The following is a 22116-nucleotide window of genomic DNA, read 5'->3' as shown; positions in this document are numbered from 1 at the left end:
TTCCGGCACCAGCATGAAGCTGGCTAACAAACCTCTGATCGCCGCACCCAGACGTTCCGCGAGAACACGCCCAAGCTCCTGCAACTCGCCAATACCTTGTCGGGGAACAAGAACCGTCGTTGGCGTCTCACCTGCCGTGCAGAGGATTGGCGCGATGCCGTCGATCTCGGAGCCATGCGACGGGCGGCCAACAATGGCGCGATCACCGTGGCGCGCCTTCTGCCCTTGGACGAGACGCGCTTGCCGGTGGACGGGTCCTTGACGAAACGCTGGCGGTTCCAGACAAGCACGCCCGCATAAAGCTCGTTGTTGATGATGCCGGTGCTGCGCGAGACATGGCCCCGGATGCTGGTGTCGCCCCATGCGCGGCCGAGCGGACCGGGAACGCCGTCTCTGTTCAGATCAACGGCAATGGCCTTCGGGCTTTTGCCGGAGGCGAACTCGCGGAAGATACGGCGCACGATCTCCGCTTCCTCTAGCACGATCTCCCGGTCGCCCCGGATCGGCTCGCCATTACCGTCGAACTTCTTCACAACGCGATAGCCGTAGCAGAGACCGCCGCCCGCCTTGCCCTTCTCCACCCTGCCCCGCAAGCCACGCCGCGTCTTGTCGGCAAGGTCTTTCAGGAACAGGGCGTTCATCGTGCCTTTCAGGCCGACATGCAATTCGCTGATCTCGCCCTCGGCCAGCGTGACAATGGTAATGCCTGCGAATTTCAGATGCTTGTAGAGAGTCGCCACATCCGCCTGATCGCGGCTGATCCGGTCCAGCGCCTCGGCCAGCAGGATGTTGAACTCGCCATGCTGCGCATCGCGCATCAGCCGCTGGATGCCGGGACGCAGGATCGTGCTCGATCCCGATATAGCCGCGTCCTCGTAGGAACCGACGATCTGCCACCGCTCCCGCTGCGCATGTTCCCGGCAAAGCCGGAACTGGTCCTCGATGGACGCCTCGCTCTGGTTGTCGGACGAATAGCGGGCGTAAAGGGCTGCGCGGGTCATGGCGGCCGCGTCCTTCCTGTCTAGAGGTTCTTCAAATCCTTGATGAGTGCGAACAGATGCAGCGGATCGGTCGGAGACGGCTGGAAGTCGAACCGCTCATAGAACGTCCGTGCCGCGTCGTTCTTGGCGTGAACCACGAGCGCGCGGACACCGGCAATGTCGGCCACTTGCAGCGTCCGCAGAACGGCATCGCGCAGCAATCCCGCGCCGATCTTCTTGCCCTGCCACGCCTCGCTGACGCCAAGCCGGGCCAGCAGCATGACCGGCACGGGATGCCGGGCCAGTCCCTTGGTCAGCCGCTCGGGGGCTTCCTCATAGCGGACCTCGCCGACAACGAGCGTGTAAAAACCAACGATGGCGTCGTCATCCGCAACACCCACATAGGTCTGCGAGGCATTCGCCATCTGGTTCGGCAGGGCGAAGCGGACCAGAAAGCGATTCAGCGCGTCCTCGCCGCAGTCGAAGTTCTCGACGGCATGGCGACGATGCAGCTTTTCGATGCGAAGGCCCATTACGAACGATTATCGTCCGAAAAGACGCCCGGCTCGTTCAGCAGCCTGCGCAGGCGCGGCAGATCGCGCGGCGGCGCGTCCAGCGCGGCGACGAAGGCTTCCCACCTCTCGGGCGGAAGCTGGAACACGCGACGGTCGGCAAGGGCTTCCTCGGCCCGGCCAAGCGCGCTTTCAAGCACGAACTCGCTCAACGAACGGCGCTGCGCCTGCGCGGCGACGGCAAGGGTGTGCTTGGCCTCCGCCGTCAGGCGAAGATCGAGCTTTTCGGTGCGGGTGATGCGTGTGGTCATGGTGTTGTCTCCTGACCGCACTCTATCAGAACGACAGACATTGTCAAGACAAATTGCCCGCACCTTCATGTGTCCTTTCCGTCCGGCTCGTCTCGCGTCGGTGGCGCAATGTCGTTGGCGGCCTGCAGCGCCTCGAAATGCTCGCGTGCGATCTGCCTGCCGATCAGGCGGGCGATGGTCAGCACCACCCTGTCCAGCCGCTCGGACGCGTCGGCCTCGTGCCCAGAACGCCTTGGCGCCCGAAGCGAGGGCGTGGAAGCACATTCTCGATGCGGCGTCGATGATTGCTTCAACGTTCGGCCTGGGATCTGTCGCCCGTTCGGGATCGTGCTCGTGGGCCAACGCCCAGATAGCCTTTTCGAACAGCTCGAAACGACTGCTTGGCCACACGCCCTCGGCAGCAACCACCGAATGAAGCAAGCGACGACTCAAAGGGCTCTCGAGAAAGGCATCGGCACCGCGATTGCGTGCCTCGACCACGAACGATCTCGGATCAGCGGCCCCAAGCGCCATCAGCACGGCCCGGGCTTCGCCTTCACGGCCGAACCCGCCGGAAAAGTGGATCAGGAGTGAGGTGCCGCATCTGCGCATCGTGGACGACGCGGTCTGGAACGCGGTGCGCGCTCGCCAGAAGGCCATCGCCGTCCGGTTCGAGGCGACGGCCGAGGGCGTCAGAAAGGCGAAGGCGCGCAAGCTGCATGAGAAGAAGCGGCCCGTTTCTCTTCTTTCCGGCCTGCTGACCTGCGGTTGCTGCGGCGGCAAGTACGGCCTCATCCTGCGTGATCGTTACGGTTGCCTCAATCATCACCGGCGTGGCACTTGCGACAACAACAAGACCATCACCCGTGAGAAGATCGAGGAACGTGTGCTGTCCGGTCTCAAGGACAGGCTGATCTCGGCGTGGGCCGTCGAGGAAACAGTGCGTGCCTTCGCCGAGGAAATGAACCGCCTCAACCGGGAGCGCCGAGCGAAGGGCGAGCAGGAACGCAAGGCGTTGGAGAAGATCGACAAGGCCATTGCCGGGATCATCGCGGCCATTGAGGACGGCATGTACCAGCCGTCGATGAAAGCGCGCATGGACGAGCTGGAGCGCCAGAAGGCAGAGATCATCGCGCGCCGGGCCCAGGTCCCGACCGACACGCCGGACGTTCATCCCAACATCGCCAGCATCTACCGCAAGCGGGTCGAACGGTTCACCGAAGCCCTGCACAAGGAGGACGAGGGTCGCCTCGCCGCCGAGGAACTGCGCTCGCTAATCGAGGAAGTCGTGATCATGCCCGGCGATAAGCGCGGCGAGGTCCACGCGAAGCTACGCGGCGAGCTGTTTGGCATCCTCGACTTCGTTGATGCCGAACACAGGCAAAAGCCCGGCGAAGTTAGGACAAAGGTTAAAGCGACCCCCCGCAACCATCTTTACCTGCGATCCACCCCGCTCTCCGGCGGGGTTTTTCGTTTGTGCGGAAATCGTAAGGATTCCAGCAAGATCGCCGCGAACGTCGATCTCGACCTTCCCATCCACCGGCGTCAGCACGATCGCCTCGACCAGCGAACGGATGATCTCCGCCGTCTCGACCCGCTTCTCTTCGTTTTCACCCTGTAGCGCCTCGTAGAGGCCCTGCACACGGGCCCGGTACTGCAGCGCCATCGAGGGATGCAGTAGTGGAGGCGGCTCGTCCGCCTCGGCGAGGAACGTGGTCAGTTCCGCCTTCCGGGCTTCCAGCCGCTTCATGTCTTCGACGATCGCCTGCAGCGGCCCGCCCGCCTTGAGGGCGGTCAGCAGCTTTGCCAGCTCGCGCTCGATCTTTGCGATCTCGGCCTCGGCCGAGACTATGCCGGCGCGGCCTTCCATGCGCAGCCGGTTCATCTCGCGCGTGAATGTCTCACAGAAACGGGCGAACAGCGCGGGATCGACGAGGCGGTGCCGCAGCGCGTTCAGAACGCGCGCCTCCAGCTCGTCGCGGCGGATGTTGACGCGGTTGTCGCAGGTGCCCTTGTTGCGCGCCGTCGAGCAGCCGATCAGCGTCGCCGAGATCGCCGAATACCCGCCCCCGCAGCAAGCGCATTGAGTCAGGCCCGAGAACAGGTAGCGTGGCCGCCGGCGATAATTGACGGCGGCGACATCGGCCTTGCCACCGGCGTCGCGCGCGATGGTGTTGCCAGCCTGCCGCGCCTTCACCGTCTCCCACAACTCGTCATCGAGAATACGTAGCTCCAGCGCGTCCTGAATCACCCATTCGGATTGAGGATTCGGCCGGGCCTGCCGCTTGCCGCTGTCGGGGTCCTTCACGAAGCGCTGGCGGTTCCAGACGATCTTGCCGACATACATCTCGTTGTTGAGGATGCCATTGCCGCGCCTGGGATTGCCGTTGATGGTGCTGAAGCCCCAGTCGCCGCCGGAAGGAGCGGGGGTACCGTCCTTGTTGAGCGCGACGGCGATCGTCTTGGCCGACTTGCCGGCCGCGTAGTCACGGAAGATGCGGCGCACGACATTGGCCTGCGCCTCGTGGATAGTGCGGTCGCCCCGGATCGGCTCGCCATTGGCATCCAGCTTCTTGACCACGTCATAGCCATAGGCGTTGCCACCACCCGACTTGCCAGCCTCGACGCGCCCACGCTGGCCGCGCCGCGTCTTGTCGGCAAGGTCTTTCAGGAACAGCGCGTTCATAGTGCCCTTCAGCCCGACATGCAGATGGCTGACCTCACCCTCGGAGAGAGTGAACATCGTCACCCCCGCGTAGGACATGCGCTTGAAGATGCCCGCGATGTCCTCCTGATCGCGTGAGAGGCGATCCATCGCCTCGGCAAGGATCAGGTCGAAGCGGCCGCGCGAAGCGTCGGAGATCAGGGCCTGGATGCCGGGATGCAGGAGCGACGCGCCGGAAATGGCGTGATCGGAATATTCCTCGACAATGCGCCAGCCCTGCTTCTCGGCGTGGAGCCTGCACATGCGAAACTGATCGGCGATCGAGGCATCGCGCTGGTGGTCGGACGAATAACGGGCGTAGAGCGCGACCCTCATGGCGCATCTCCTTCTTTGGTCAGGAGGTGCGCTCCTCCTTCTGCTTCAGCTCCGTCTCGTAGCATTCGCGCGCCGCCTGCCGGGCCAGGAACTCGACGAGGCGGATGAGACGGGGATCGGGATCGCCGCACGGCGTGAAGGCAAGCTCCTGCTCTCCGAGCAGCAGCGCGTCGAGCAGGTCTTCCCGCTCGCTTGGCGTCATCGCTTCGGTGGTGGATGCCGTTTTGCTCATGCGCCCGAGCATCCATGCCGCAGGACGTCCAAACAACTGGAATCACGAGCGTATCGCGGGCGGCAAAGGGCGTGGCGAAGCGCACCCTGTCGCATGTTCGCGCAGCGTGGCGAACGCTGGCATAGCGAAATAACCTATGGGATTCGTTGGGCGCGTAGGCGTGAAACATAGCGACCTCGGGCAGTGCTGGAACGAGCAGCTCCATCAAACGCAACACTATCGTATTGCGTTTGGCGCTACAAGCGTTTATACGCTTCCCTGAAGGAGAATTGCCATGGCCACCGTTACCCGCAAGGAATACCCGCTCTCGATGCGTCTGCCAGAGGCCGACGTCGCGATGATCGATCGCGCGGCGGCACTGCGCGGCCGTTCGCGCACCGACTTCGTGCGCGACGCTGCCGTGCGGGCAGCAGAGGACGTGGTCATGGAGGCCGGACTGATCCGTATGAGCCCGGAAGGGTTTGCGGACTTCATGGAGACGCTGTCCGGCCCGGCCGCTACCGTTCCCGAGATGGTCGAGCTTGCCAAGCGGCCAGCGCCTTGGGAGCCAGGCTACGCCGCCAAGCGCTGATCCCGTGGTTCTATCGGCACCCGAGCTCCTCAACGCAGGGCACGACGTCTCACACTTCTCCTGCGGCAAGCCGGTGCTCGATCATTGGCTAAAGACGCGCGCGCTGTCGAACCAGCAGAAGGGTTTTACCGCCGTTCTCGTCGTTCACGAGGACAACCGGGTCGTCGGCTATTACGGCCTGGCACCGACCGCTGTCGTGCCGTCCGTCCTGCCGCGCTCGATCCGCACCGGGCAACCGCCGGACCCCGTGCCCTGTCTGCTTCTCGGTCAACTTGCGTCGGACACCGCCTGGACGGGGCAGGGCATCGGAACGGGTCTCGTCAAGCATGCGCTCCAGCGCTGCGTCCAGGCGGCGAGCCTGATCGGGGGACGGGCGCTGATGGTCAATGCGGTCGATGAGGACGCGGCTCGGTTTTGGGACAGGCGCGGCTTCGTTCGGACGAAAGACGATCCGCTCGTCCTCTTCCGCTCGATCGCGGCCATTGCCGCTTCCCTCGCCGAGGCGGAATGATAGCGGGTAGGCACGGAGTTAACAGCCAGCGGTGGACGCAGGCACGCTGATGACGCTACTATCTAACATGGATGTGAGAGATTGACTCGCAATGAGGACGGGCGATGCGGATCGGTGAATTGTCGCGGCGAACCGGGGTGAGTATCCGGTCGCTACGATATTACGAGGAACAAAACCTGCTGCACCCCGAGCGGATGGCGAGCGGCTACCGGCGTTATGCCGATCCTGATGTGGTAAGGGTGCAGCGCATTCAGTCGCTGCTCGCAGCGGGGTTGGGTACGCAAAAGATCGACCGCATCCTGCCCTGTATGATGCAGCATCGCGAGGAACTGCGCCTGTCGTGTGCGGACCTCTATGACGATCTGGTTGCGGAGCGAAAGAACCTCCTTGATCGCATCGCGACCCTGCGTGCCTCGGTAAACGCTCTGGACGCGATTATTGCCGCCAGCCCGGCCACCTGACGCCTCGGGCGACCTTTGTCAAAACCCGCTTGACTCTGACATTGGTGTGAGACTGTAGCCTTTGCAGCATGAGCAAACGAATCGTCTACTACGAACATGGTGGCCCCGAGGTTTTGCGCTGGGAGGACGAGACCGTCCCCGAACCGGCGCACGGTCAGGTGCTCGTGCGCAATGAGATGATCGGCGTCAATCCGATTGACTGGAAACTCGTCGCAGGAGTCTTCAAAAGCGATCCGGCACCGTTTCCCGGAACGCCCGGCTGGGCAAGCACCGGCATTATCGAGGCGGTCGGCGAGGGTGTGAACAACTTCGCCGTGGGGCAAGCGGTGATCGTGGACAGCCGCGCCCGTCTGGCTGTGACCTCGGGCAGCCGTGCAGGCACGTTCAGGGAATATCTGGCGGTGGATACACGCCAGATTGTCGCCCGGCCGCCGGACGTCAGCATCGAGCAGGCGGCTGGACTCCCATCATCAGCCGTCGCCGGCTATTCCATGGTCCATCATCTCGGGATCACCGAGGATGACACCCTGCTGGTCCATGGCGCTGCCGGCGGCGTCGGCTCCGCCGCCGTGCAGGTGGCCGTCGCACGCGGCGCGCGCGTCATCGGAACCGCGTCCCCAGCCAACCATGACTATCTTCGATCATTGGGCGCGCATCCGGTCGATTACACCGCCGACATGGTGGAGGTGATCCGCAAGCTCGGCCCTATCACGGCCAGCGCGGATGCCGTTGGCGGCGCTGCTTCGGTTGCGGCCACTGTTACACTGCTGCCCGCCGGCGGAGGGGCCGTGACCGCATGGGGCGACGAGCATTCCCAAGCCGCCAGCATTCCCTGGGTCAGGCATCCAGACGATGAACTTCACCAGGTCGCGAAACTGGCCGCGCAAGGTGTGCTGAACATACGGATCGCGGAAACCCTTCCGCTATCTGAGGCAGCAGTGGCATTAGAGCGCAGCCGAACCGGACACAGCCCCGGAAAAATCCTGCTCCAGCCCTGATCTTGGTAGTCGCTCTCCCACTTACCGCAAGGGCGTCACCGTCTTCTTTCGCCAACTGGCTGGGCGGATCGAATCGCGTGGCGCGAAAATCCGGCGCATCCTTGCCGACAACGAGATGGCCGTGGTGCTGGGCCATCTGGAGTAAGTGGTCCGTGCCACCGGCAAGCTGATCCGGTCCCCCTTCGCCTACGACCTCACGGTGAAGGACGGCAGGATCGTCCGCTATCGCATGCTGGAGGACAGCCATGCCGTCGCCCGCGCGGCGGTCTGTTCGTCACGATACCCTGCCGTTCTCGGCAAGGAAGTCGAGCAGCGCCCTGACGCGCGAGGGCAGCGGGCCACCCTGACCAACATAGACGGCGTGGAAGGCTTCTGTTTCGCCCGTTTGAAGATCATCGAGAACCGGCACAAGCCGCCCGGCGGCAATGTCCTGACGCACGGTGAAGGCAGCAAGGCGGCCGAGACCGACACCGGCGAGCGTCATATGCCGCAGGCCCTCGCCATCGCTCGCCTGCACGCGGCCCGTCGCCGGCACGACGACGGTTTCGCCATTCTCTCGCAGAGGCCAGCCATCGACGGCGCGCGCGTAGCCGAAGCCGAGGCGATTGTGCCGCTCGAGATCGGCAATCGTGCGCGGCTCGCCGCAGCGGTCGAGATAGGCCGGCGCGGCAACGATGGTCAGCGCCGTCTCGCCCAGCTTGCGCGCCACGAGACTGGAGCTTTTGAGTGGTCCCGCCCGGATCGCCACGTCCATCCGCTCGGCAAGCAGATCGACTACCGCATCGGTTTGCACAATGTCGAGCGTGACGCCCGGATGCAGCGCAAGGAAGTCCGGCAGCAGCGGCGTGAGGACATGGTTGGCGTAGGAGGCGCTGGTGTTGATCCGCACGCGGCCGACCGGCTGCTCGCCGACGCTTGCCGAGCGTTCCGCATCTTCCAGATCGGCAAGGATGCGGGTCGCCCGCTCGTAGAAGGCGCAGCCTTCGGGCGTGAGCTGGAGCTGGCGCGTCGAGCGGTTGAGCAGCCTTGCGCCCAGACGGGATTCCAGCCTGGCAATCAGCTTGCTCACCGCAGAAGGCGTGATGCGTGCCGCGCGTGCGGCGGGCGAGAAGCCGCCAAGCTCGACCACGCGCACGAACACCTCCATCTCGCCGGATCGGTTCACCTCAAGTCTGGCCATGATGACTTCATCTCACAAGTGATATTCCCAAGTGCATTCTATTTCATCGCGAAGCATCGATCTATCTTTCGGGCAATCGCTTGGGAAAAAATCGAGACCGCATCATGCCGCTGGCGCTCTACGCCCTGACGGCCGGAGCCTTCGGCATCGGCGTCACCGAATTCGTCATCATGGGCCTCTTGCTGGAAGTCAGCCGGGAACTGAACGTCACCATCGCCGCCGCTGGACTGCTGATCTCCGGCTATGCGCTCGGCGTCACCATCGGCGCGCCGGTCCTCACCGCGCTCACCGCCCGCTGGCCGCGAAAGCATGTGCTGGTCGGATTGATGGTGATCTTCGTCATCGGCAACGCCGCCTGTGCGCTCGCACCGACCTATGGCTGGCTGATGGCAGCGCGCGTGCTGACCGCATTGACGCACGGCACCTTCTTCGGTGTCGGGGCTGTCGTCGCAACGGGACTTGTCGCCGAAGACAAGCGCGCCTCGGCCATTTCCATCATGTTCACCGGCCTGACGGTCGCGACCGTGCTCGGCGTGCCCTTCGGCACCTGGCTCGGCCAGCACTATGGCTGGCGCGCGACCTTCTGGGCGGTGACGCTGGTGGGGTTGGTCGTGCTCGTCGTCCTCGCCGCGCTGGTGCCGCAGGACCGGACGCAGCCCGTGGCCTCCGACTGGCGGGCGGATTTGCGCGCCATTGCCCGCCGTCCCGTGCTACTCGGCCTGCTGACCACCGTGCTCGGCTATGCCGGCGTCTTCGCCGTCTTCACCTACATCGCACCGATGCTGACGCAGATCAGCGGTTTTGACGACAGCGCCGTTTCGCCGATCCTGCTCATCTTCGGTGGTGGATTGGTCATGGGCAACCTGCTGGGCGGCAAGCTCGCCGATCGCAATCTGATCCGCGCAATCCTCGGCACGCTGACGGTGCTCGCCATCGTGCTCGGGTTGATGACTTTCACATTCAACAATCAGATTGCCGCCATCCTCTTCACCGGGCTGCTCGGTGCGGCTGGCTTCGCCACCGTCGCACCCTTGCAGATGTGGGTGCTGTCCAAGGCCGGCGCTGGCCAGAGCCTCGCATCCAGCTTCAACATCGGGGCCTTCAATCTCGGCAACGCCATCGGCGCATGGGCCGGCGGCTTGGTCATCGACCACGGGCCGGGCCTCACCTTCGTGCCGCTCGTCGCTGCGCTGTTCCCGCTTCTTGCCATCGCCACCGCGCTCTTCGCCGTCCGGGCGAGCAAGCGCGCGGCGCTAACGCCATCCTGTAATCCCATTCACTAAGGAGCATTTCCATGGACTATCGACCGCTCGGCAAATCCGGCCTCAAGGTGCCGGTCCTCAGCTTCGGCGCGGGCACGTTCGGCGGCTCCGGTCCGCTCTTCGGCAACTGGGGCACATCCGATGCCACCGAAGCCCGTCGCCTCATCGACGTCTGCCTCGAAGCCGGCGTCAACCTGTTCGACACCGCCGACGTCTATTCTGACGGTGCTTCCGAACAAGTGCTCGGCGAGGCCATCAAGGGCCGCCGCGACGCGGTGCTGATCTCGACCAAGACCAGCCTGCCCATGGGCGACGGGCCCAACGACGCGGGCTCTTCCCGCTTCCGGCTGATCCGTGCCGTCGAGGATGCGCTGCGCCGCCTCCAGACCGACTACATCGACCTCTTGCAACTTCACGCCTTCGACGCCGGCACGCCGGTCGAGGAAGTGCTTTCCACGCTCGATACGCTCGTTCGCGCCGGCAAGGTTCGCTATGTCGGCGTGTCCAACTTCTCCGGCTGGCAGATCATGAAGTCGCTGGCTGTCGCAGACCGATACGGCTGGCCGCGCTATGTCGCCAATCAGGTCTATTATTCGCTGGTCGGACGCGACTATCAATGGGATCTGATGCCGCTGGGCGCAGATCAGGGCCTTGGCGCGATGGTCTGGAGCCCGCTCGGCTGGGGCCGTCTGACCGGCAAGATCCGGCGCGGCACGCCGCTGCCCAGCAGCAGCCGCCTGCACGAGACCGCTAGCTTCGGCCCGCCGGTAGACGACGAACATCTCTATCGCGTGGTCGATGCGCTCGATGCTGTTGCGGAGGAAACCGGCAAGACGGTCCCCCAGGTCGCGCTCAACTGGCTGCTGCAACGCCCGACCGTTTCCTCGGTTATCGTCGGTGCGCGCAACGAGGAACAGCTTCGCCAGAACCTCGGCGCGGTCGGCTGGAACCTGACACCCGAACAGGTGGCAAAGCTGGACGAAGCCAGCGCCGTCACCGCACCCTATCCTTACTTCCCTTACCGGAGGCAGGAAGGTTTTGCCCGGCTCAACCCGCCGTTGGCGTGATAGCCAATCGAGACTGCGCCGCGACTGGCAACCTCGCATCCGCAAACCGGCGGCGGTCACAGCTCGGCGCTGCCGGGCAGCGCCACCGCAAGCGCGTCGATAGCGAACCGGCCCCGGAGAGGCAGATGCGGCGTTTCCGGCCAGAGCGCATGCGTCCTGAACACAAGGCGCGGCACGTTCTCCAGAAGCGGAACGAGCCGGCCGCCGCGAACCTGTTCCCGGATCAACCAGCACGGCAACCAGGCAAGACCGTGCCCAGCTTCTGCTGCGTCGGCGATGACTTCGAGATCATCGAAGCGTATCCGGCTCGGCGGTGTCATCTCCCGCACCTCGCGGTCACCCACTGGAAACTGCCATGTCTTGATACGTCCCGCCCGGCCATAAACCATGGCGTGATGGACTGCGAGGTCTTCGAGCGTATCCGGCCTTCCATGCGCCGCGAGATAATCCGGTGCCGCACAGACGGTCATCCGTTGCAGGCCAATCGTGCGGGTCATCAGCCCCGAGCCTTCCCCAATCAGGCCGTTGCGGATGGCAAGGTCGAAGCCATCTTCGATCAGATCCACCGGGCGATCGCAAAAGGAGAGATCGAGTTCGAGTTTCGGATGCTCCATCGCCAGCCGGGCCAGAACCGGAGCAACGCAGCGCCGCCCGAACAGCACCGGCATCGACACGCGCAGACGTCCCGATGCCTCACGCCGGCCGGAGTCGAGCGCCGCTTCCCCAGCCCGCAGTTCCTCAAGCGCTCGCACGCATCGCTCGTAATAGACCTGTCCATCTTCCGTCAGGTTTTGACTGCGCGTCGTACGGTGAAACAGCCGTACTTTCAGCCGCGCCTCGATGCGCGCGATTGTCTTGGCGACAGCCGATCGCGTGAGATGCAGTCGCTCGGCGGCAGCGGCGAAGCTGCCGCTTTCCACCGCTGCCACGAAGACATCCACGCCACCGAGCGAATCGCTCATTCATTGTCATCCATAGGGAACCAATATGAGGATCATATATCCCCGCTGGCATCATGTGTTCAACGGTACGTTGCCTCGACTCCTTCAAAACACATGAGGAACGAGCGATGACAGAGACGATGCGGCGTTGGGAGATGGATGAGACTGGTCAGAACACGCTGGAATTGAGGGAAGTGCCGGTTCCCAAGCCCGGGCCGGGCGAAGTCCTGGTGAAGGTGACGGCGGCGGCACTCAATTATCGGGACAAGCTGGTCATCGATGGCAGCATGGCTTTGCCGCTGACCTTCCCGTTCACACCGGGCTCCGATCTCGCTGGAACGGTGGTGGCCTTGGGCGAGAACGTTACCCGGTTCCAGACCGGCGATCGTGTGATCTCGACCTTCGCGCCGGGCTGGATTGACGGTGCGCCGCTGGGTGATGCGCGCACTCCACCCTATCGCACCCTTGGCGGCACCTATCCCGGTGTGCTCGCGGAATACGTCGCCTTTTCACAGGAATGGCTCGTCCGCGCTCCGGAAACCCTTTCCGATGCCGAAGCCAGCACCTTGCCCTGCGCGGGCCTGACCGCGTGGTTCGCATTGATCGAGAAGGGGAAGCTCCATGCGGGTCAATCGGTTCTGGTCGAAGGCACCGGCGGGGTGGCTCTGTTCGGTCTCCAGATCGCCAAGGCGCATGGAGCGCAAGTGCTCGTCGTTTCGGGCAGCACCGACAAACTTGAGCGTGCGAAAACGCTCGGGGCCGATCACGGCATAGACCGCACCAGCGTAGACTGGGTGGAAGCGGTATGGCGCATCACGGGAGATCGCGGTGTGGATCATATTGTCGAACTGGTTGGCGGGCCGCATGTCGCTAAGGCCGTTCAGGCCGCGGCCATTGGCGGGCACATTCACCAGATCGGCGTTTTCGAAGGCTTCGACATTGCGGCTCCCGCCGGTCCTTTGATGCTCAAGAACGTCACGGTCCACGGCATCGGTGTCGGGCATCGCCGTGCGTTGGCGGATCTGGTCGCGGCGGTCGATCATGCGGGGATCAAGCCGGTCATCGATACGATCCATCCCCTCGCCGAACTGCCGGCCGCGCTCGATCAACTCGACCGCGGCCCCTTCGGCAAGATTGTCATCGAACTGGTGTTAGGACAGAATGACTGAACTTCAAAACAGGATCGCCATTGTCACCGGGGCTTCGAAAGGGATTGGCTCGGGCATCGCGCGGGCCTTGGCAGCGGCTGGCGCGGCTGTCGTCGTCAACTATGCGGGAAGCGGGCCGGATGCGGAGCGTGTTGCCGGGGAGATCACGTCTGCGGACGGCCGGGCAGTCGCCATCCGCGCCGACATCTCGAAACGCGCCGAGGTAGAACGGCTGTTCGCGGAAACCGTCTCCGCTTTCGGACCACCCGACATCATTGTGAATAACGCCGGCGTGTTTTCTTTTCAGCCTTTGGAAGAGATCGTCGAGGCCGAATTCCATCGCCAGTTCGACGTCAACGTGCTCGGTGCGATCCTCGTCGCGCAAGAGGCGGCGAAGCATTTTCCGGCGTCGGGAGGGTCGATTATCAACATCGGCTCGACGGCCAGCGCCAATCCAGAAACTAATTCGGCGATCTACTCCGCTACGAAAGCGGCCCTCGACGCGGTGACGCGCAGCGTGGCCGTTGAGTTGGGGCCGCGCGGTATTCGGGTCAACACCATCGCGCCGGGTGGCGTTGAGACTGAGGGCACGCGTGCCAACGGTGTCGTTGGCGGGGAAGCCGAACGGCGGATCGTCGCTGCCACGCCGCCCGGGCGCTTTGGCCAGCCTGCTGATATCGGCAAGGTGGCTGTCTTCCTCGCTTCCGATGCTGCTGCCTGGATCACCGGCGAAGGGATCGTCGCTTCGGGCGGATTTCGATGAGGCATGAGTGCCTTCAGCTAAACAACATGTGCCGCTAAATCACGCGGATGCCTTCAAGGTCTGTTGGCGTCGTTGGCCTGCCATCCCGCGCCAGATAGTGGGGCGAGTTGGACGGGAGCGAGCAAACCACCATGATCCACTCGTATCACACGCGCTGACGCTCGATCTCCGCGACCGCATACTTCGTCAGTTGGAGCAACGCTGCCTCGTTCGCGCCGTCCCGCGCCTGCACCGACATGCCCTGGATCATCGCGCCGACAAAGCGTGCAAGCGCCTCGGCATCCGTCTCAGGTCGCAACTGTCCTTCCGCAACTCCGCGTTTGATCCTTGCCTTTATGGCGTCAAGAGTGCGGTCACGCAGGCCGGACACATGCCGGGCAACCGGCTCGTTCTCGATGGCGCAGGTCAGCACGGCGGTCGAGACCATGCAGCCATGCGGACGGCCGGGTTTTGTGAACTCCCGCGCGGATTCCCGGAGCACACGCGTCAATCCCGCCACCACGTCATTCTCTTCGAGCGCGCGTGCTGTCGAGGCTCCGATATGGGCCTGATACCAGGCCAGCGCCTCGCGATAGAGATCGGCCTTCGACGTGAAGGCCGCATAAAGGCTTTGCGGCGTGATCCCCATAGCCGCCGTGAGATCGGCGATGGATGCGCCCTCGTATCCCAGCCGCCAGAAGGTTTCCGCAGCCTTCTCCAACACTTCGTCACGGTCAAAAGCGCGGGGCCGGCCGCGTGGGCGGGCAGCAATTTTGCTATTTTTCACAACGGTCACTCTGGAAATATCCTTCCGAGCGGGTTATTCAGGAATGATCATTGTGATTATAGAGGACTGACCCGCATGAGTCTCCCCGATTTTTCCCAGGCGCCCGTCCGCATCGACGCCGCCATTGAGAAGGCGATCGCTGAGAAGCGCATCGTCGGTGCCGTCGTGCTCGTTGCCCATGACGGTGAGGTTATCCATCGCCTCGCCGCCGGCTACTCAGATCGCGAAACCCGAACCCCGATGCGCGAAGATGCGATCTTCCGGCTTGCTTCCATCACCAAACCCATCGTGACGGCGGCGGCTATGCGGTTTGTCGAGGAAGGCCGGCTAGATCTTCATGCGCCGGTGACGCAATGGCTGCCGGATTTCCGTCCCGCTCTGCCTGATGGATCGACGCCGGAGATCGCGGTCCATCATCTGCTCACCCATACGTCCGGCCTCGGCTACAGCTTTCTGGAGCCGGCAGATGGTCCCTATCACAAGCTGAATGTCTCGGACGGCCTCGATCAGCCGGGCCTGTCATTTCAGGAAAACCTGTCGCGCCTTGGGGCGGCGTCGCTGGCGTTCGCCCCCGGAACCGGCTGGCAATACTCCCTCGGCCTCGACGTGCTCGGCGGCATATTGGAGAAGCTGGAAAGCCGGAGCCTCGCCGAGATCGTTCGTGAGAAGGTGTCGGTCCTACTTGGCCTCGCGGATACGGACTTTGCCGTCCAGGATACGTCACGCCTGGCCGCCGCCTATGCGGACGGTGATCCCGAGCCGGTGCTGATGACGGACGGAATGCAGGTGCCGATTTTCGGCACGGCCGCGTGCTTCGCTCAGTCCCGCATCCTCGATGCCAAATCCTATCCATCGGGCGGCGCCGGCATGGCAGGCACGGCGGACGACGTTTTGCGCTTTCTCGAAACGATCCGCACCGGCGGCTCACCAATCCTTAACTCGAGGACGGTCGAAACGATGGCCGCCGATCATGTCGGCACCCACGCCGAGACACAGGGACCGGGCTGGGGCTTCGGCTATGGATGGGCCGTGCTGGTCGATCCCGCGCCGACCGGCACGCCGCAAGCGCCGGGCACGCTGCAATGGGGAGGAGCCTACGGCCACAGCTGGTTCATCGACCGCGCGAACGGGCTGTCCGTCGTCGCGCTCACCAACACCGCCTTTGAAGGCATGTCCGGCGCGTTTCCGACAGAGATCAGGAACGCGGTCTATGGATAGGACGGCGACAAAGCCACTGGCAGCACTGGCGCTCGCCGCTTTCGGCATCGGCACGACCGAGTTCGTCATCATGGGCCTATTACCGGACGTAGCGCGCGATCTCGGCGTTGGCATCCCGGCAGCAGGGCTGCTCGTCTCGGGCTATGCACTCGGTGTCGCCTTCGGCGGCCCCTTGCTCGCGCGGCTCACTGCGCGCTTGCCGAGCCGCCGTGCCCTGTTCCTGCTCCTTGGTCTGTTCATCATGGGGAACGCCGCCTGCGCGCTTGCGCCAGGTTATGGCTGGCTGATGGCGGCGCGTATCGTCACGGCATTCTGCCACGCGGCCTTTCTCGGCGTGGGGTCAGTGATCGCAGCGGGTCTGGTCCCGCCTGAAAAAAGGGCGCAGGCGATAGCCCTGATGATCGGCGGGCTGACCTTGGCAACCGTACTGGGCGTCCCGTTCGGCACCTTGCTCGGTCAGGCGGCAGGGTGGAGGACAACTTTTTGGGCGGTGACGGTAGCGGGCCTTGTTGCCTTCGCCGGTCTTATGTTCTGGCTACCCAAAGGCAATGAACAGCGTCGTAATCTGCGCGCAGAACTACGGGCGTTGCGGGCGTTGCCCGTCTGGCTGACGCTCGGGATCAGCGTCGTCGCCTCGACCAGCATGTTCACCTTCTTCACCTATATCACGCCGATCCTCACGGACGTTTCGGGGGTCGAACCTTCTTATGTCAGCGGCGTGCTGCTCGTTTGCGGCATCGGCCTGACGCTGGGCAACTTCATCGGCGCGCGGCTTGCGGACTGGCGTGCCCTGCCATCGCTCGCCGGCATTCTCGCGGCCGTTGCCCTTGTCCTCATTGGCTTCGGGTTTATTGGAGCCGTGCCCCTGCTGGCGACAACCGCCGTGGTCGTTTGGGGAATCGTCGCCTTTGCGGTCTGCGCCATCCTCCAGGCCGAGGCGGTCGCTCGCGCGGAAGCCGCACCCAATCTGGCCGCGACGCTCAACATCGCCGCGTTCAACCTCGGCAATGCTATGGGAGCCGGGTTAGGTGCCTTCGCGCTGACACGAGGGCTGCCGATGGCGGGCGTCCCCGCACTTGCCGGCGGCGTGGCGTTTCTGGCCCTTCTGCTGACGACAGCGACGATCATCGTCACGCGAAAACGGGCCGATCTCGGCCAATGCTGCCCGATGACATCATGACGAAACGGTCTAGTTTTGGATTCATGGTCTACTCATCTATTGCGTCCGGGCGAGGTTCCGATGATGCGGCGGAAGGTGGTGCTGAACGCCGCTTCGGATTCGTAGCCCACCGACAGGGCGATCGCAGAAACGCGTTCGTCCGTTCGCCGCAATCGGTCGGCCGCCACTCTCATGCGCCAGTGGATGAGATATTCGAGCGGCGGCCTCCCGACCACGTTGCGGAAGCGCTCGGCAAAGCTGGTTCTCGACATACCTGCGAGGCCAGCGAGTTCAGCAACAGACCACTTCCGGCCCGGATCGGCATGCATCGCTCCGATAGCGCGCGAAAGGCGTGGGTCCGACAATGCGCCCAGCCAGCCGGGCGCTTTCGCGGCTTCGGATGCAAGCCACAAGCGGAGCACCTGCAACAGCATGATCTGCGAAAGATGCTCCGCCATCAACGCGCCGCCCGGTGGTCGCGTCTTGAGTTCGTCGGCGAGTTGTTCAAGCGCCCAGCGCAGGACGGCCGCCTGGGCGGAAGCATCCTGAACATGAAGGACGGCCGGCAAGGCGTCGAACAGCAGGGGCGCATGGTCGCCCTCGAAAGAAAACCGGCCGCCGATCAGAAAGAAGTCGCCGCCACCATTGCAGGTGGCGATACCGTCCACCGCCCCGTCGTAGATCGTAGGGGACTCTATCGCCGGCAGCGCGAGATCGGTCGCGAACTTGAAGGGACGGCCGCGCGTCAGGAGGAAGCAGTCGCCGGCCTCGATCCTCTGCGCTTCGGATTCTCCCTCGACCTGCACCCAGCAGGACCCGCGCATGACCGCATTGAACTTGATCCCTTCATGCGGTGGGAAACGGATCGCCCAATCGCCACCCGCATCAAGACCGGCGCTGATCGCGCTTTTCGGCCGCAACAGGGAAAGGACATCGGACAAGGGGTCCAAGGCAACAAATCCGAACGATCAAGAAGGAATTTTGTATCTTACAGCATGGATCGTTCGGCTTCCAGCGTCGATCTTCTCCTGACCATCCGCGATGACAGGAGAATCATATGACCGATCACCAGAAACCGCTTGGCTCCGGCTTCGGAGCGAGGACAACCGCCGGCGAAGTGCTCGCGGGCATCGACCTGTCCGGCAAGCACGCCATCGTCACCGGCGGGCACTCCGGCCTGGGGCTCGAAACGACGAAGGCGTTGGCCGGAGCGGGTGCGAGGGTAATCATCGCGTCGCGCGATCCGGCTTCGGCGGCGAAAGCCACCGCTGGGATTGACGGCGTAAGCGTCGAGAAACTGGATCTGTCGGACTTGGACAGCGTGCGGTCCTTCGCCGATCGCATCCTTGCCACCGGCAGCCACATCGACATGCTCGTCAACAACGCAGGCATCATGGCCTGCCCGGACACCCGCGTCGGACCGGGCTGGGAGGCGCAGTTCGCCATCAACCATCTCGGGCATTTCGCGCTGACTAATCGGCTCTGGCCCGCGATCGAAGGTGGTGCGCGCGTCGTCTCCGTGTCATCGGCCGGCCATCACAATTCGCCGATCCGCTGGGATGATATCCAGTTCGAGCGCGGCTATGACAAATGGCTCGCCTATGGCCAGTCCAAGACGGCCAACGTGCTGTTCGCCGTCAATATCGACAGGCTGGGCCGTGGGGCTGGTATCCGCGCCTTCTCGCTGCATCCGGGCAAAATCTTCACACCGCTGCAACGGCACCTGTCGCAAACCGAGATGATCGCGGCCGGCTGGCTCGACGCGGACGGCTCTCCGGCCGATCCGACGTTCAAGACGCCCGAGCAGGGCGCGGCGACAGCGGTATGGGCAGCGACCTCGCCCCAGCTCGACGGCCTCGGCGGCCTCTATTGCGAAGACTGCGACGTAGCCATGCGTGCCGAAGCGACTGACGAGCCGTTTGTTGGCGTCCGCTCCTATGCAGTCAATCCTGATGATGCCGAGCGGCTTTGGAGCCTGTCGGCAAAGCTGGCACAAAGTGGGTTACAATGAATGCGCCGATTGCCACGCTTTGACGAGATCGAGCAGGCCGGGAAAGCGAGCATCGAGGTCTTCGGTTCGCACCCGGCTTCGCCGTTCAAGCCCATACTGCCGCTGGCGGATAAGACCCGCCTCACGCAGCGCCTTGAAATGGTGCGTCAGCGACGACTTCGGCCGGTCGAAACCGAACCAGCCGCAGGTGTGATCGTAAGATTCTGACTCCAGCAGCAGCTTGCGGATGATCGTCAGGCGAAGCGGGTCAGCGAGCGCACCCATGATGATTTCCAGACGCAGTTCATCGACCGTCGGCTCAAGCAGAGGCGGCGGAAGGTCATTCGGTGGAGAGAGGTCGGCAAGAGCGGTCATAGCTTGCATCATAGCACGTCAGTACGATTCTTGTCGAATATACAAGTACGAGTTATGTCGAACTATGATAAGTACGATTCCAATCGTACTGGTCGACGGAACCCGCCTATGTCACGCCTCACGCCGGCCAACGCCGCAGATTCTCCTTCACTCGCTACCGAAAATGCGCCCTGGCGGATGTGGGCAGCGGCATGGATCGTCATCGCCATCTTCATCCTCTCCAACTCCGCGACGCCTCTCTATGTCCGCTGGCAGACCGGGATCGGCTTTTCCTCCGCCATGCTCACGGCGATCTTCGCCGCCTACATCCTCGGCCTGCTGCTCACATTGCTGGTCGCCGGTCAGCTCTCCGACCGCTTCGGACGGCGACCCGTATTGTTGCCGGGGCTTGCGGTCGCAATCATCGCCTGCCTGCTGTTCGCGAGCGCGCAATCGGTCGCGGTGCTGCTGATCGCGCGCTTTCTGTCCGGCATGGCGGTTGGAGCGGCCGTCTCGGCAGGGATGGCGTCGATTGTCGATCTCGGAGGGCAGGAACGCCGGCGTCAGGCATCGCTTCTCGCTTCGGTTTCCATGGTGCTCGGCGCGGGCCTTGGTCCGTTGCTGGCGGGCAGCCTCGCCCTCGCTCTCTCCGAGCCGGTCATACCGATCTTCGTCGCCGAGCTTGCGATTCTCGCCAGCGCCTTGCTCATCGCGTTTGTCCTGCCATTCCAGAAGGGGACTCCCCCTGCCGATGGCAGATGGAAGCTGAAACTGCCGAGTTCCCCGGCCCAACCGCCGGCACCTTGCCTTCGGAATCGCCGTATTCGGGCCGGGGATCACCGCCACGTCGTTTGTGCTGTCGCTCGGCCCTTCGCTGCTCTCCCGCCTGATCGGCGTGACGAGCCCGCTGATCGCAGGCGCGATGGCCTGCGCGATGTTCCTGACAGCGACGGGCGTTCAGTTCCTCGCTCGTAGCTTTTCCGTCCGAACCATCTTCCTGCTTGGCGCGGGCGCGACCGTGCTCGCAATGGCCGGGATCGAGATTGCCGTCGCTGCCTCCAGCGCTGTCGCACTGATCGTTGCGGCGCTGCTCGCCGGCAGCGGCCAAGGGCTTGGCCAACTCGGCGGGCTGACGCTCACTGGGCTGCATGTGCCCGGCGAGCGTCGCGCCGAGGCCAACGCCGTGCTCAATATCGGCGGATATATCCCCGCCGGACTCATGCCGATGGCGACGGGTTTCGCTATCGACTGGGCCGGGCTGGCGACAGGCTCCGCATGCTTTGCCCTTGCCCTTGCTGCCATCGCCGTCGCTAGTGGCGTTTTCATAGGCCGCAATCTCACCAACGCCGAGGATCAGCCATGAGCCTCGCGGGGTCCGAATGACGGGGGGCGAGTAGCGATGCGGCGACGATGGCATTCAGCACTGATGGTTGACCGTCAATGGGGAATACCGACCTCGCTCGCCCTCGCGTCGCTCATCCAACCACGGTCCAGCATGGAGGAGTGACGCCATGCTGCATATCGAGTGGTGGCACCATGCGGCCTACGGGTACATGTCGCAGCTTGCCGCCTCCGGTTTCGCTTGGGAGTATCTGCGGCGCAACGACGAATATCGCTATGACTGCCAGACGCTGGCGCTGACCCGCACGCAGGATGCGAACCAACTCGAATCGTTTGCACACCGCTGGGGTCTGCTGTTTCCCAAGTGACCCTGACACGGCGGCTGATCTGCAAGCTCCGCTCTGGTCGCCGCGCGTGCATCCCAACGCGTTCATGCTGTTGCCTGTCGCGGATGTAATCGACGCGAACGGACCGACCATCAAGCTCGCCGATCTCGACGGCCTCGTCCTGCGCCGCGCGGCCGATGGCTGGCACGGCATCTGGCAGGCCGATGGCATCGCGCATCAATTGTGGCTGCCGCGCGCCGCTCCCGACGCGGTGGCCTTCTATGGCACGTTCTTGCCATTGGATGCCTTCTACGAACTGCGACCCCATGCGGCCCGGCGGTTCTGGCGCTCCGTCGAAGGCCGCCCTCCGGGACCAGAGTTTCGGGTCATGCCCGCCCAACTCCGCCAATGGCATATCCTGTCGCTACGCGCCTTGGACGCACGAATGCATGGCGAGAGCTATCGCACCATCGCCGAAGTGCTGCTTGGATTCAGCGGCACGAAAGAGGATTGGGAAGTCGATCGTGTAAGAACAAGGCCCGTCGCCTCGCTGCCCACGGCATCAGGATGATGCAGGGCAGTTATCGGCTGCTGCTGCACTATCCCATCAAAACGGACGAGCATTGAGCCCGCAGGGGTGCAGGCGGCCGGGACGGCTAATTTCGGCTGGATTCAAAAATGGAAAAGGCCGCCTTGTGGCGGCCTAAGCGTCTGATCACACATCGATTTCGAGTGTTTTATGACAGAAGTGGTTGCGGGGGCAGGATTTGAACCTGCGACCTTCAGGTTATGAGCCTGACGAGCTACCGGGCTGCTCCACCCCGCGCCATGCCGGGGTGCTTGGAGCGCCGCCGGTGAGTGCGATATAGGCCATAGGCGGGGCGCTGTGAAGGGGTTTTTTCGAGAAAGACGAGGCACTCTCGCGAAATGCCGTTCGCAAGCCTTTCATCGTTCCCGGGCAGGATGGCGCGGCACGGCGGTGAACGCAAGAAGGGGCACGGCGGCC

25 protein-coding genes, 1 tRNA gene and 1 pseudogene are annotated in these 22116 nt (G+C 63.8%); 16 read left to right on the top strand and 11 right to left on the bottom strand.

Features of this window, described 5'->3' with window-relative positions; all coding sequences use genetic code 11:
* Positions 1 to 23: 23 nt before the first annotated feature.
* Genes J7654_RS05745 through J7654_RS05735 form a run of 3 tightly spaced genes read right to left on the bottom strand, consistent with a single transcriptional unit; the run spans position 24 to position 1803 of the window.
* Positions 24 to 1001, bottom strand: coding sequence for a recombinase family protein (locus J7654_RS05745; RefSeq protein WP_377946496.1), 978 nt, complete (start codon positions 999 to 1001; stop codon positions 24 to 26).
* Between the two features lie 20 nt (positions 1002 to 1021).
* Complete coding sequence (locus J7654_RS05740; protein ID WP_209738957.1) at positions 1022 to 1513, bottom strand: GNAT family N-acetyltransferase; 492 nt, start codon at positions 1511 to 1513, stop codon at positions 1022 to 1024.
* Positions 1513 to 1803, bottom strand: coding sequence for a type II toxin-antitoxin system TacA family antitoxin (locus J7654_RS05735; protein ID WP_209738955.1), 291 nt, complete (start codon positions 1801 to 1803; stop codon positions 1513 to 1515). Before J7654_RS05735 ends, J7654_RS05740 begins: the two co-directional genes overlap by 1 nt.
* Before the next feature lie 574 nt (positions 1804 to 2377).
* Here J7654_RS05735 and J7654_RS18305 point away from each other — a divergent pair.
* A pseudogene (locus J7654_RS18305) lies at positions 2378 to 2623 on the top strand (recombinase zinc ribbon domain-containing protein); the annotation flags it as partial.
* Between the two features lie 489 nt (positions 2624 to 3112).
* Here the strand turns inward: J7654_RS18305 and J7654_RS05725 are convergent.
* Complete coding sequence (locus J7654_RS05725; RefSeq protein ID WP_209738953.1) at positions 3113 to 4822, bottom strand: recombinase family protein; 1710 nt, start codon at positions 4820 to 4822, stop codon at positions 3113 to 3115.
* A 19-nt stretch (positions 4823 to 4841) separates the two neighbouring features.
* On the bottom strand, positions 4842 to 5054 hold the full coding sequence (locus tag J7654_RS05720) for a hypothetical protein (RefSeq protein ID WP_245195671.1): 213 nt from the start codon (positions 5052 to 5054) through the stop codon (positions 4842 to 4844).
* A gap of 274 nt (positions 5055 to 5328) precedes the next feature.
* Between J7654_RS05720 and J7654_RS05715 the strand changes: the two genes are divergently transcribed.
* From J7654_RS05715 to J7654_RS05700, 4 genes are all read left to right on the top strand, one after another.
* Complete coding sequence (locus tag J7654_RS05715) at positions 5329 to 5625, top strand: type II toxin-antitoxin system TacA family antitoxin (RefSeq protein WP_209738951.1); 297 nt, start codon at positions 5329 to 5331, stop codon at positions 5623 to 5625.
* Positions 5626 to 5629: 4 nt separating this feature from the next.
* Complete coding sequence (locus J7654_RS05710) at positions 5630 to 6136, top strand: GNAT family N-acetyltransferase (protein ID WP_209738949.1); 507 nt, start codon at positions 5630 to 5632, stop codon at positions 6134 to 6136.
* 104 nt (positions 6137 to 6240) lie between these two features.
* The gene (locus J7654_RS05705) at positions 6241 to 6597 is read left to right on the top strand and encodes a MerR family transcriptional regulator (RefSeq protein WP_209738948.1); all 357 of its coding nucleotides are present in this window, start codon (positions 6241 to 6243) and stop codon (positions 6595 to 6597) included.
* Positions 6598 to 6665: 68 nt separating this feature from the next.
* Complete coding sequence (locus J7654_RS05700; RefSeq protein ID WP_209738946.1) at positions 6666 to 7595, top strand: NADP-dependent oxidoreductase; 930 nt, start codon at positions 6666 to 6668, stop codon at positions 7593 to 7595.
* 274 nt (positions 7596 to 7869) lie between these two features.
* Here J7654_RS05700 and J7654_RS05695 read toward each other — a convergent pair whose 3' ends face one another.
* Positions 7870 to 8775 (bottom strand): LysR family transcriptional regulator, encoded by a 906-nt coding sequence (locus J7654_RS05695; protein ID WP_209738944.1) that lies wholly within the window; start codon positions 8773 to 8775, stop codon positions 7870 to 7872.
* A 104-nt stretch (positions 8776 to 8879) separates the two neighbouring features.
* Between J7654_RS05695 and J7654_RS05690 the strand changes: the two genes are divergently transcribed.
* Together J7654_RS05690 and J7654_RS05685 are read left to right on the top strand one after the other, a co-directional pair.
* Positions 8880 to 10058, top strand: coding sequence for an MFS transporter (locus J7654_RS05690; protein ID WP_209738942.1), 1179 nt, complete (start codon positions 8880 to 8882; stop codon positions 10056 to 10058).
* 11 nt (positions 10059 to 10069) lie between these two features.
* Entirely contained in the window at positions 10070 to 11104 is a 1035-nt protein-coding gene (locus tag J7654_RS05685) for an aldo/keto reductase (protein WP_209738940.1), read from the top strand.
* Between the two features lie 56 nt (positions 11105 to 11160).
* Here J7654_RS05685 and J7654_RS05680 read toward each other — a convergent pair whose 3' ends face one another.
* Positions 11161 to 12066, bottom strand: coding sequence for a LysR family transcriptional regulator (locus tag J7654_RS05680; RefSeq protein WP_209738938.1), 906 nt, complete (start codon positions 12064 to 12066; stop codon positions 11161 to 11163).
* Positions 12067 to 12173: 107 nt separating this feature from the next.
* Between J7654_RS05680 and J7654_RS05675 the strand changes: the two genes are divergently transcribed.
* On the top strand, positions 12174 to 13214 hold the full coding sequence (locus tag J7654_RS05675) for a zinc-dependent alcohol dehydrogenase family protein (protein WP_209738936.1): 1041 nt from the start codon (positions 12174 to 12176) through the stop codon (positions 13212 to 13214).
* Positions 13207 to 13956 carry an SDR family NAD(P)-dependent oxidoreductase gene (locus J7654_RS05670; RefSeq protein ID WP_209738934.1) on the top strand — a complete coding sequence of 250 codons (750 nt, stop codon included), beginning with the start codon at positions 13207 to 13209 and terminating at the stop codon, positions 13954 to 13956. The genes J7654_RS05675 and J7654_RS05670 overlap by 8 nt, the downstream gene beginning before the upstream one ends.
* Positions 13957 to 14101: 145 nt before the next feature.
* Here J7654_RS05670 and J7654_RS05665 read toward each other — a convergent pair whose 3' ends face one another.
* The gene (locus J7654_RS05665) at positions 14102 to 14731 is read right to left on the bottom strand and encodes a TetR/AcrR family transcriptional regulator (protein WP_245195670.1); all 630 of its coding nucleotides are present in this window, start codon (positions 14729 to 14731) and stop codon (positions 14102 to 14104) included.
* Between the two features lie 66 nt (positions 14732 to 14797).
* Between J7654_RS05665 and J7654_RS05660 the strand changes: the two genes are divergently transcribed.
* Both J7654_RS05660 and J7654_RS05655 read left to right on the top strand, forming a co-directional pair.
* A complete protein-coding gene (locus tag J7654_RS05660) occupies positions 14798 to 15940 on the top strand; it encodes a serine hydrolase domain-containing protein (RefSeq protein WP_209738932.1) in 1143 nt (380 codons plus the stop codon).
* A complete protein-coding gene (locus J7654_RS05655; protein WP_209738930.1) occupies positions 15933 to 17120 on the top strand; it encodes an MFS transporter in 1188 nt (395 codons plus the stop codon). Before J7654_RS05660 ends, J7654_RS05655 begins: the two co-directional genes overlap by 8 nt.
* Before the next feature lie 32 nt (positions 17121 to 17152).
* On the opposite strand, the gene J7654_RS05650 is transcribed toward J7654_RS05655, so the two are convergent.
* Entirely contained in the window at positions 17153 to 18040 is an 888-nt protein-coding gene (locus J7654_RS05650) for an AraC family transcriptional regulator (protein ID WP_245195669.1), read from the bottom strand.
* A 116-nt stretch (positions 18041 to 18156) separates the two neighbouring features.
* On the opposite strand from J7654_RS05650, the gene J7654_RS05645 reads away from it, so the two are divergent.
* Positions 18157 to 19110, top strand: a complete 954-nt coding sequence (locus tag J7654_RS05645; RefSeq protein WP_209738927.1) for an SDR family NAD(P)-dependent oxidoreductase — start codon at positions 18157 to 18159, stop codon at positions 19108 to 19110.
* Here the strand turns inward: J7654_RS05645 and J7654_RS05640 are convergent.
* A complete protein-coding gene (locus tag J7654_RS05640; RefSeq protein ID WP_245195668.1) occupies positions 19102 to 19464 on the bottom strand; it encodes an ArsR/SmtB family transcription factor in 363 nt (120 codons plus the stop codon). The two genes, J7654_RS05645 and J7654_RS05640, sit on opposite strands and share 9 nt — an antisense overlap.
* A gap of 108 nt (positions 19465 to 19572) precedes the next feature.
* On the opposite strand from J7654_RS05640, the gene J7654_RS05635 reads away from it, so the two are divergent.
* From J7654_RS05635 to J7654_RS05620, 4 genes are all read left to right on the top strand, one after another.
* Positions 19573 to 20418, top strand: coding sequence for an MFS transporter (locus J7654_RS05635; RefSeq protein ID WP_209738926.1), 846 nt, complete (start codon positions 19573 to 19575; stop codon positions 20416 to 20418).
* Positions 20378 to 20806: a hypothetical protein gene (locus tag J7654_RS05630; RefSeq protein WP_209738924.1), complete on the top strand. Its 429-nt coding sequence runs from the start codon at positions 20378 to 20380 to the stop codon at positions 20804 to 20806. The genes J7654_RS05635 and J7654_RS05630 overlap by 41 nt, the downstream gene beginning before the upstream one ends.
* Positions 20807 to 20954: 148 nt before the next feature.
* Positions 20955 to 21152: a transcriptional regulator domain-containing protein gene (locus tag J7654_RS05625; RefSeq protein WP_209738922.1), complete on the top strand. Its 198-nt coding sequence runs from the start codon at positions 20955 to 20957 to the stop codon at positions 21150 to 21152.
* A 64-nt stretch (positions 21153 to 21216) separates the two neighbouring features.
* On the top strand, positions 21217 to 21681 hold the full coding sequence (locus J7654_RS05620; protein WP_342451442.1) for a DUF2285 domain-containing protein: 465 nt from the start codon (positions 21217 to 21219) through the stop codon (positions 21679 to 21681).
* A 178-nt stretch (positions 21682 to 21859) separates the two neighbouring features.
* Here the strand turns inward: J7654_RS05620 and J7654_RS05615 are convergent.
* Positions 21860 to 21936: transfer RNA gene (locus tag J7654_RS05615), tRNA-Met, on the bottom strand.
* Positions 21937 to 22116 lie beyond the last annotated feature (180 nt).

Source organism: Aureimonas populi (genome assembly GCF_017815515.1).
Lineage (GTDB): Bacteria > Pseudomonadota > Alphaproteobacteria > Rhizobiales > Rhizobiaceae > Aureimonas > Aureimonas populi.
Note: the sequence above shows the minus strand (reverse complement) of the source record. Positions and strands in the feature narration are given on the sequence as shown.

Coding starts and splice junctions, on each gene's coding strand:
- J7654_RS05635 (WP_209738926.1), top strand. CDS start 19,573: ATGTCACGCCTCACGCCGGCCAACGCCGCAGATTCTCCTTCACTCGCT.
- J7654_RS05715 (WP_209738951.1), top strand. CDS start 5,329: ATGGCCACCGTTACCCGCAAGGAATACCCGCTCTCGATGCGTCTGCCA.
- J7654_RS05725 (WP_209738953.1), bottom strand. CDS start 4,822: ATGAGGGTCGCGCTCTACGCCCGTTATTCGTCCGACCACCAGCGCGAT.
- J7654_RS05630 (WP_209738924.1), top strand. CDS start 20,378: ATGTTCCTGACAGCGACGGGCGTTCAGTTCCTCGCTCGTAGCTTTTCC.
- J7654_RS05670 (WP_209738934.1), top strand. CDS start 13,207: ATGACTGAACTTCAAAACAGGATCGCCATTGTCACCGGGGCTTCGAAA.
- J7654_RS05675 (WP_209738936.1), top strand. CDS start 12,174: ATGACAGAGACGATGCGGCGTTGGGAGATGGATGAGACTGGTCAGAAC.
- J7654_RS05640 (WP_245195668.1), bottom strand. CDS start 19,464: ATGACCGCTCTTGCCGACCTCTCTCCACCGAATGACCTTCCGCCGCCT.
- J7654_RS05735 (WP_209738955.1), bottom strand. CDS start 1,803: ATGACCACACGCATCACCCGCACCGAAAAGCTCGATCTTCGCCTGACG.
- J7654_RS05645 (WP_209738927.1), top strand. CDS start 18,157: ATGACCGATCACCAGAAACCGCTTGGCTCCGGCTTCGGAGCGAGGACA.
- J7654_RS05695 (WP_209738944.1), bottom strand. CDS start 8,775: ATGGCCAGACTTGAGGTGAACCGATCCGGCGAGATGGAGGTGTTCGTG.
- J7654_RS05685 (WP_209738940.1), top strand. CDS start 10,070: ATGGACTATCGACCGCTCGGCAAATCCGGCCTCAAGGTGCCGGTCCTC.
- J7654_RS05625 (WP_209738922.1), top strand. CDS start 20,955: ATGCTGCATATCGAGTGGTGGCACCATGCGGCCTACGGGTACATGTCG.
- J7654_RS05655 (WP_209738930.1), top strand. CDS start 15,933: ATGGATAGGACGGCGACAAAGCCACTGGCAGCACTGGCGCTCGCCGCT.
- J7654_RS05745 (WP_377946496.1), bottom strand. CDS start 1,001: ATGACCCGCGCAGCCCTTTACGCCCGCTATTCGTCCGACAACCAGAGC.
- J7654_RS05620 (WP_342451442.1), top strand. CDS start 21,217: ATGCTGTTGCCTGTCGCGGATGTAATCGACGCGAACGGACCGACCATC.
- J7654_RS05660 (WP_209738932.1), top strand. CDS start 14,798: ATGAGTCTCCCCGATTTTTCCCAGGCGCCCGTCCGCATCGACGCCGCC.
- J7654_RS05740 (WP_209738957.1), bottom strand. CDS start 1,513: ATGGGCCTTCGCATCGAAAAGCTGCATCGTCGCCATGCCGTCGAGAAC.
- J7654_RS05720 (WP_245195671.1), bottom strand. CDS start 5,054: ATGAGCAAAACGGCATCCACCACCGAAGCGATGACGCCAAGCGAGCGG.
- J7654_RS05680 (WP_209738938.1), bottom strand. CDS start 12,066: ATGAGCGATTCGCTCGGTGGCGTGGATGTCTTCGTGGCAGCGGTGGAA.
- J7654_RS05700 (WP_209738946.1), top strand. CDS start 6,666: ATGAGCAAACGAATCGTCTACTACGAACATGGTGGCCCCGAGGTTTTG.
- J7654_RS05705 (WP_209738948.1), top strand. CDS start 6,241: ATGCGGATCGGTGAATTGTCGCGGCGAACCGGGGTGAGTATCCGGTCG.
- J7654_RS05690 (WP_209738942.1), top strand. CDS start 8,880: ATGCCGCTGGCGCTCTACGCCCTGACGGCCGGAGCCTTCGGCATCGGC.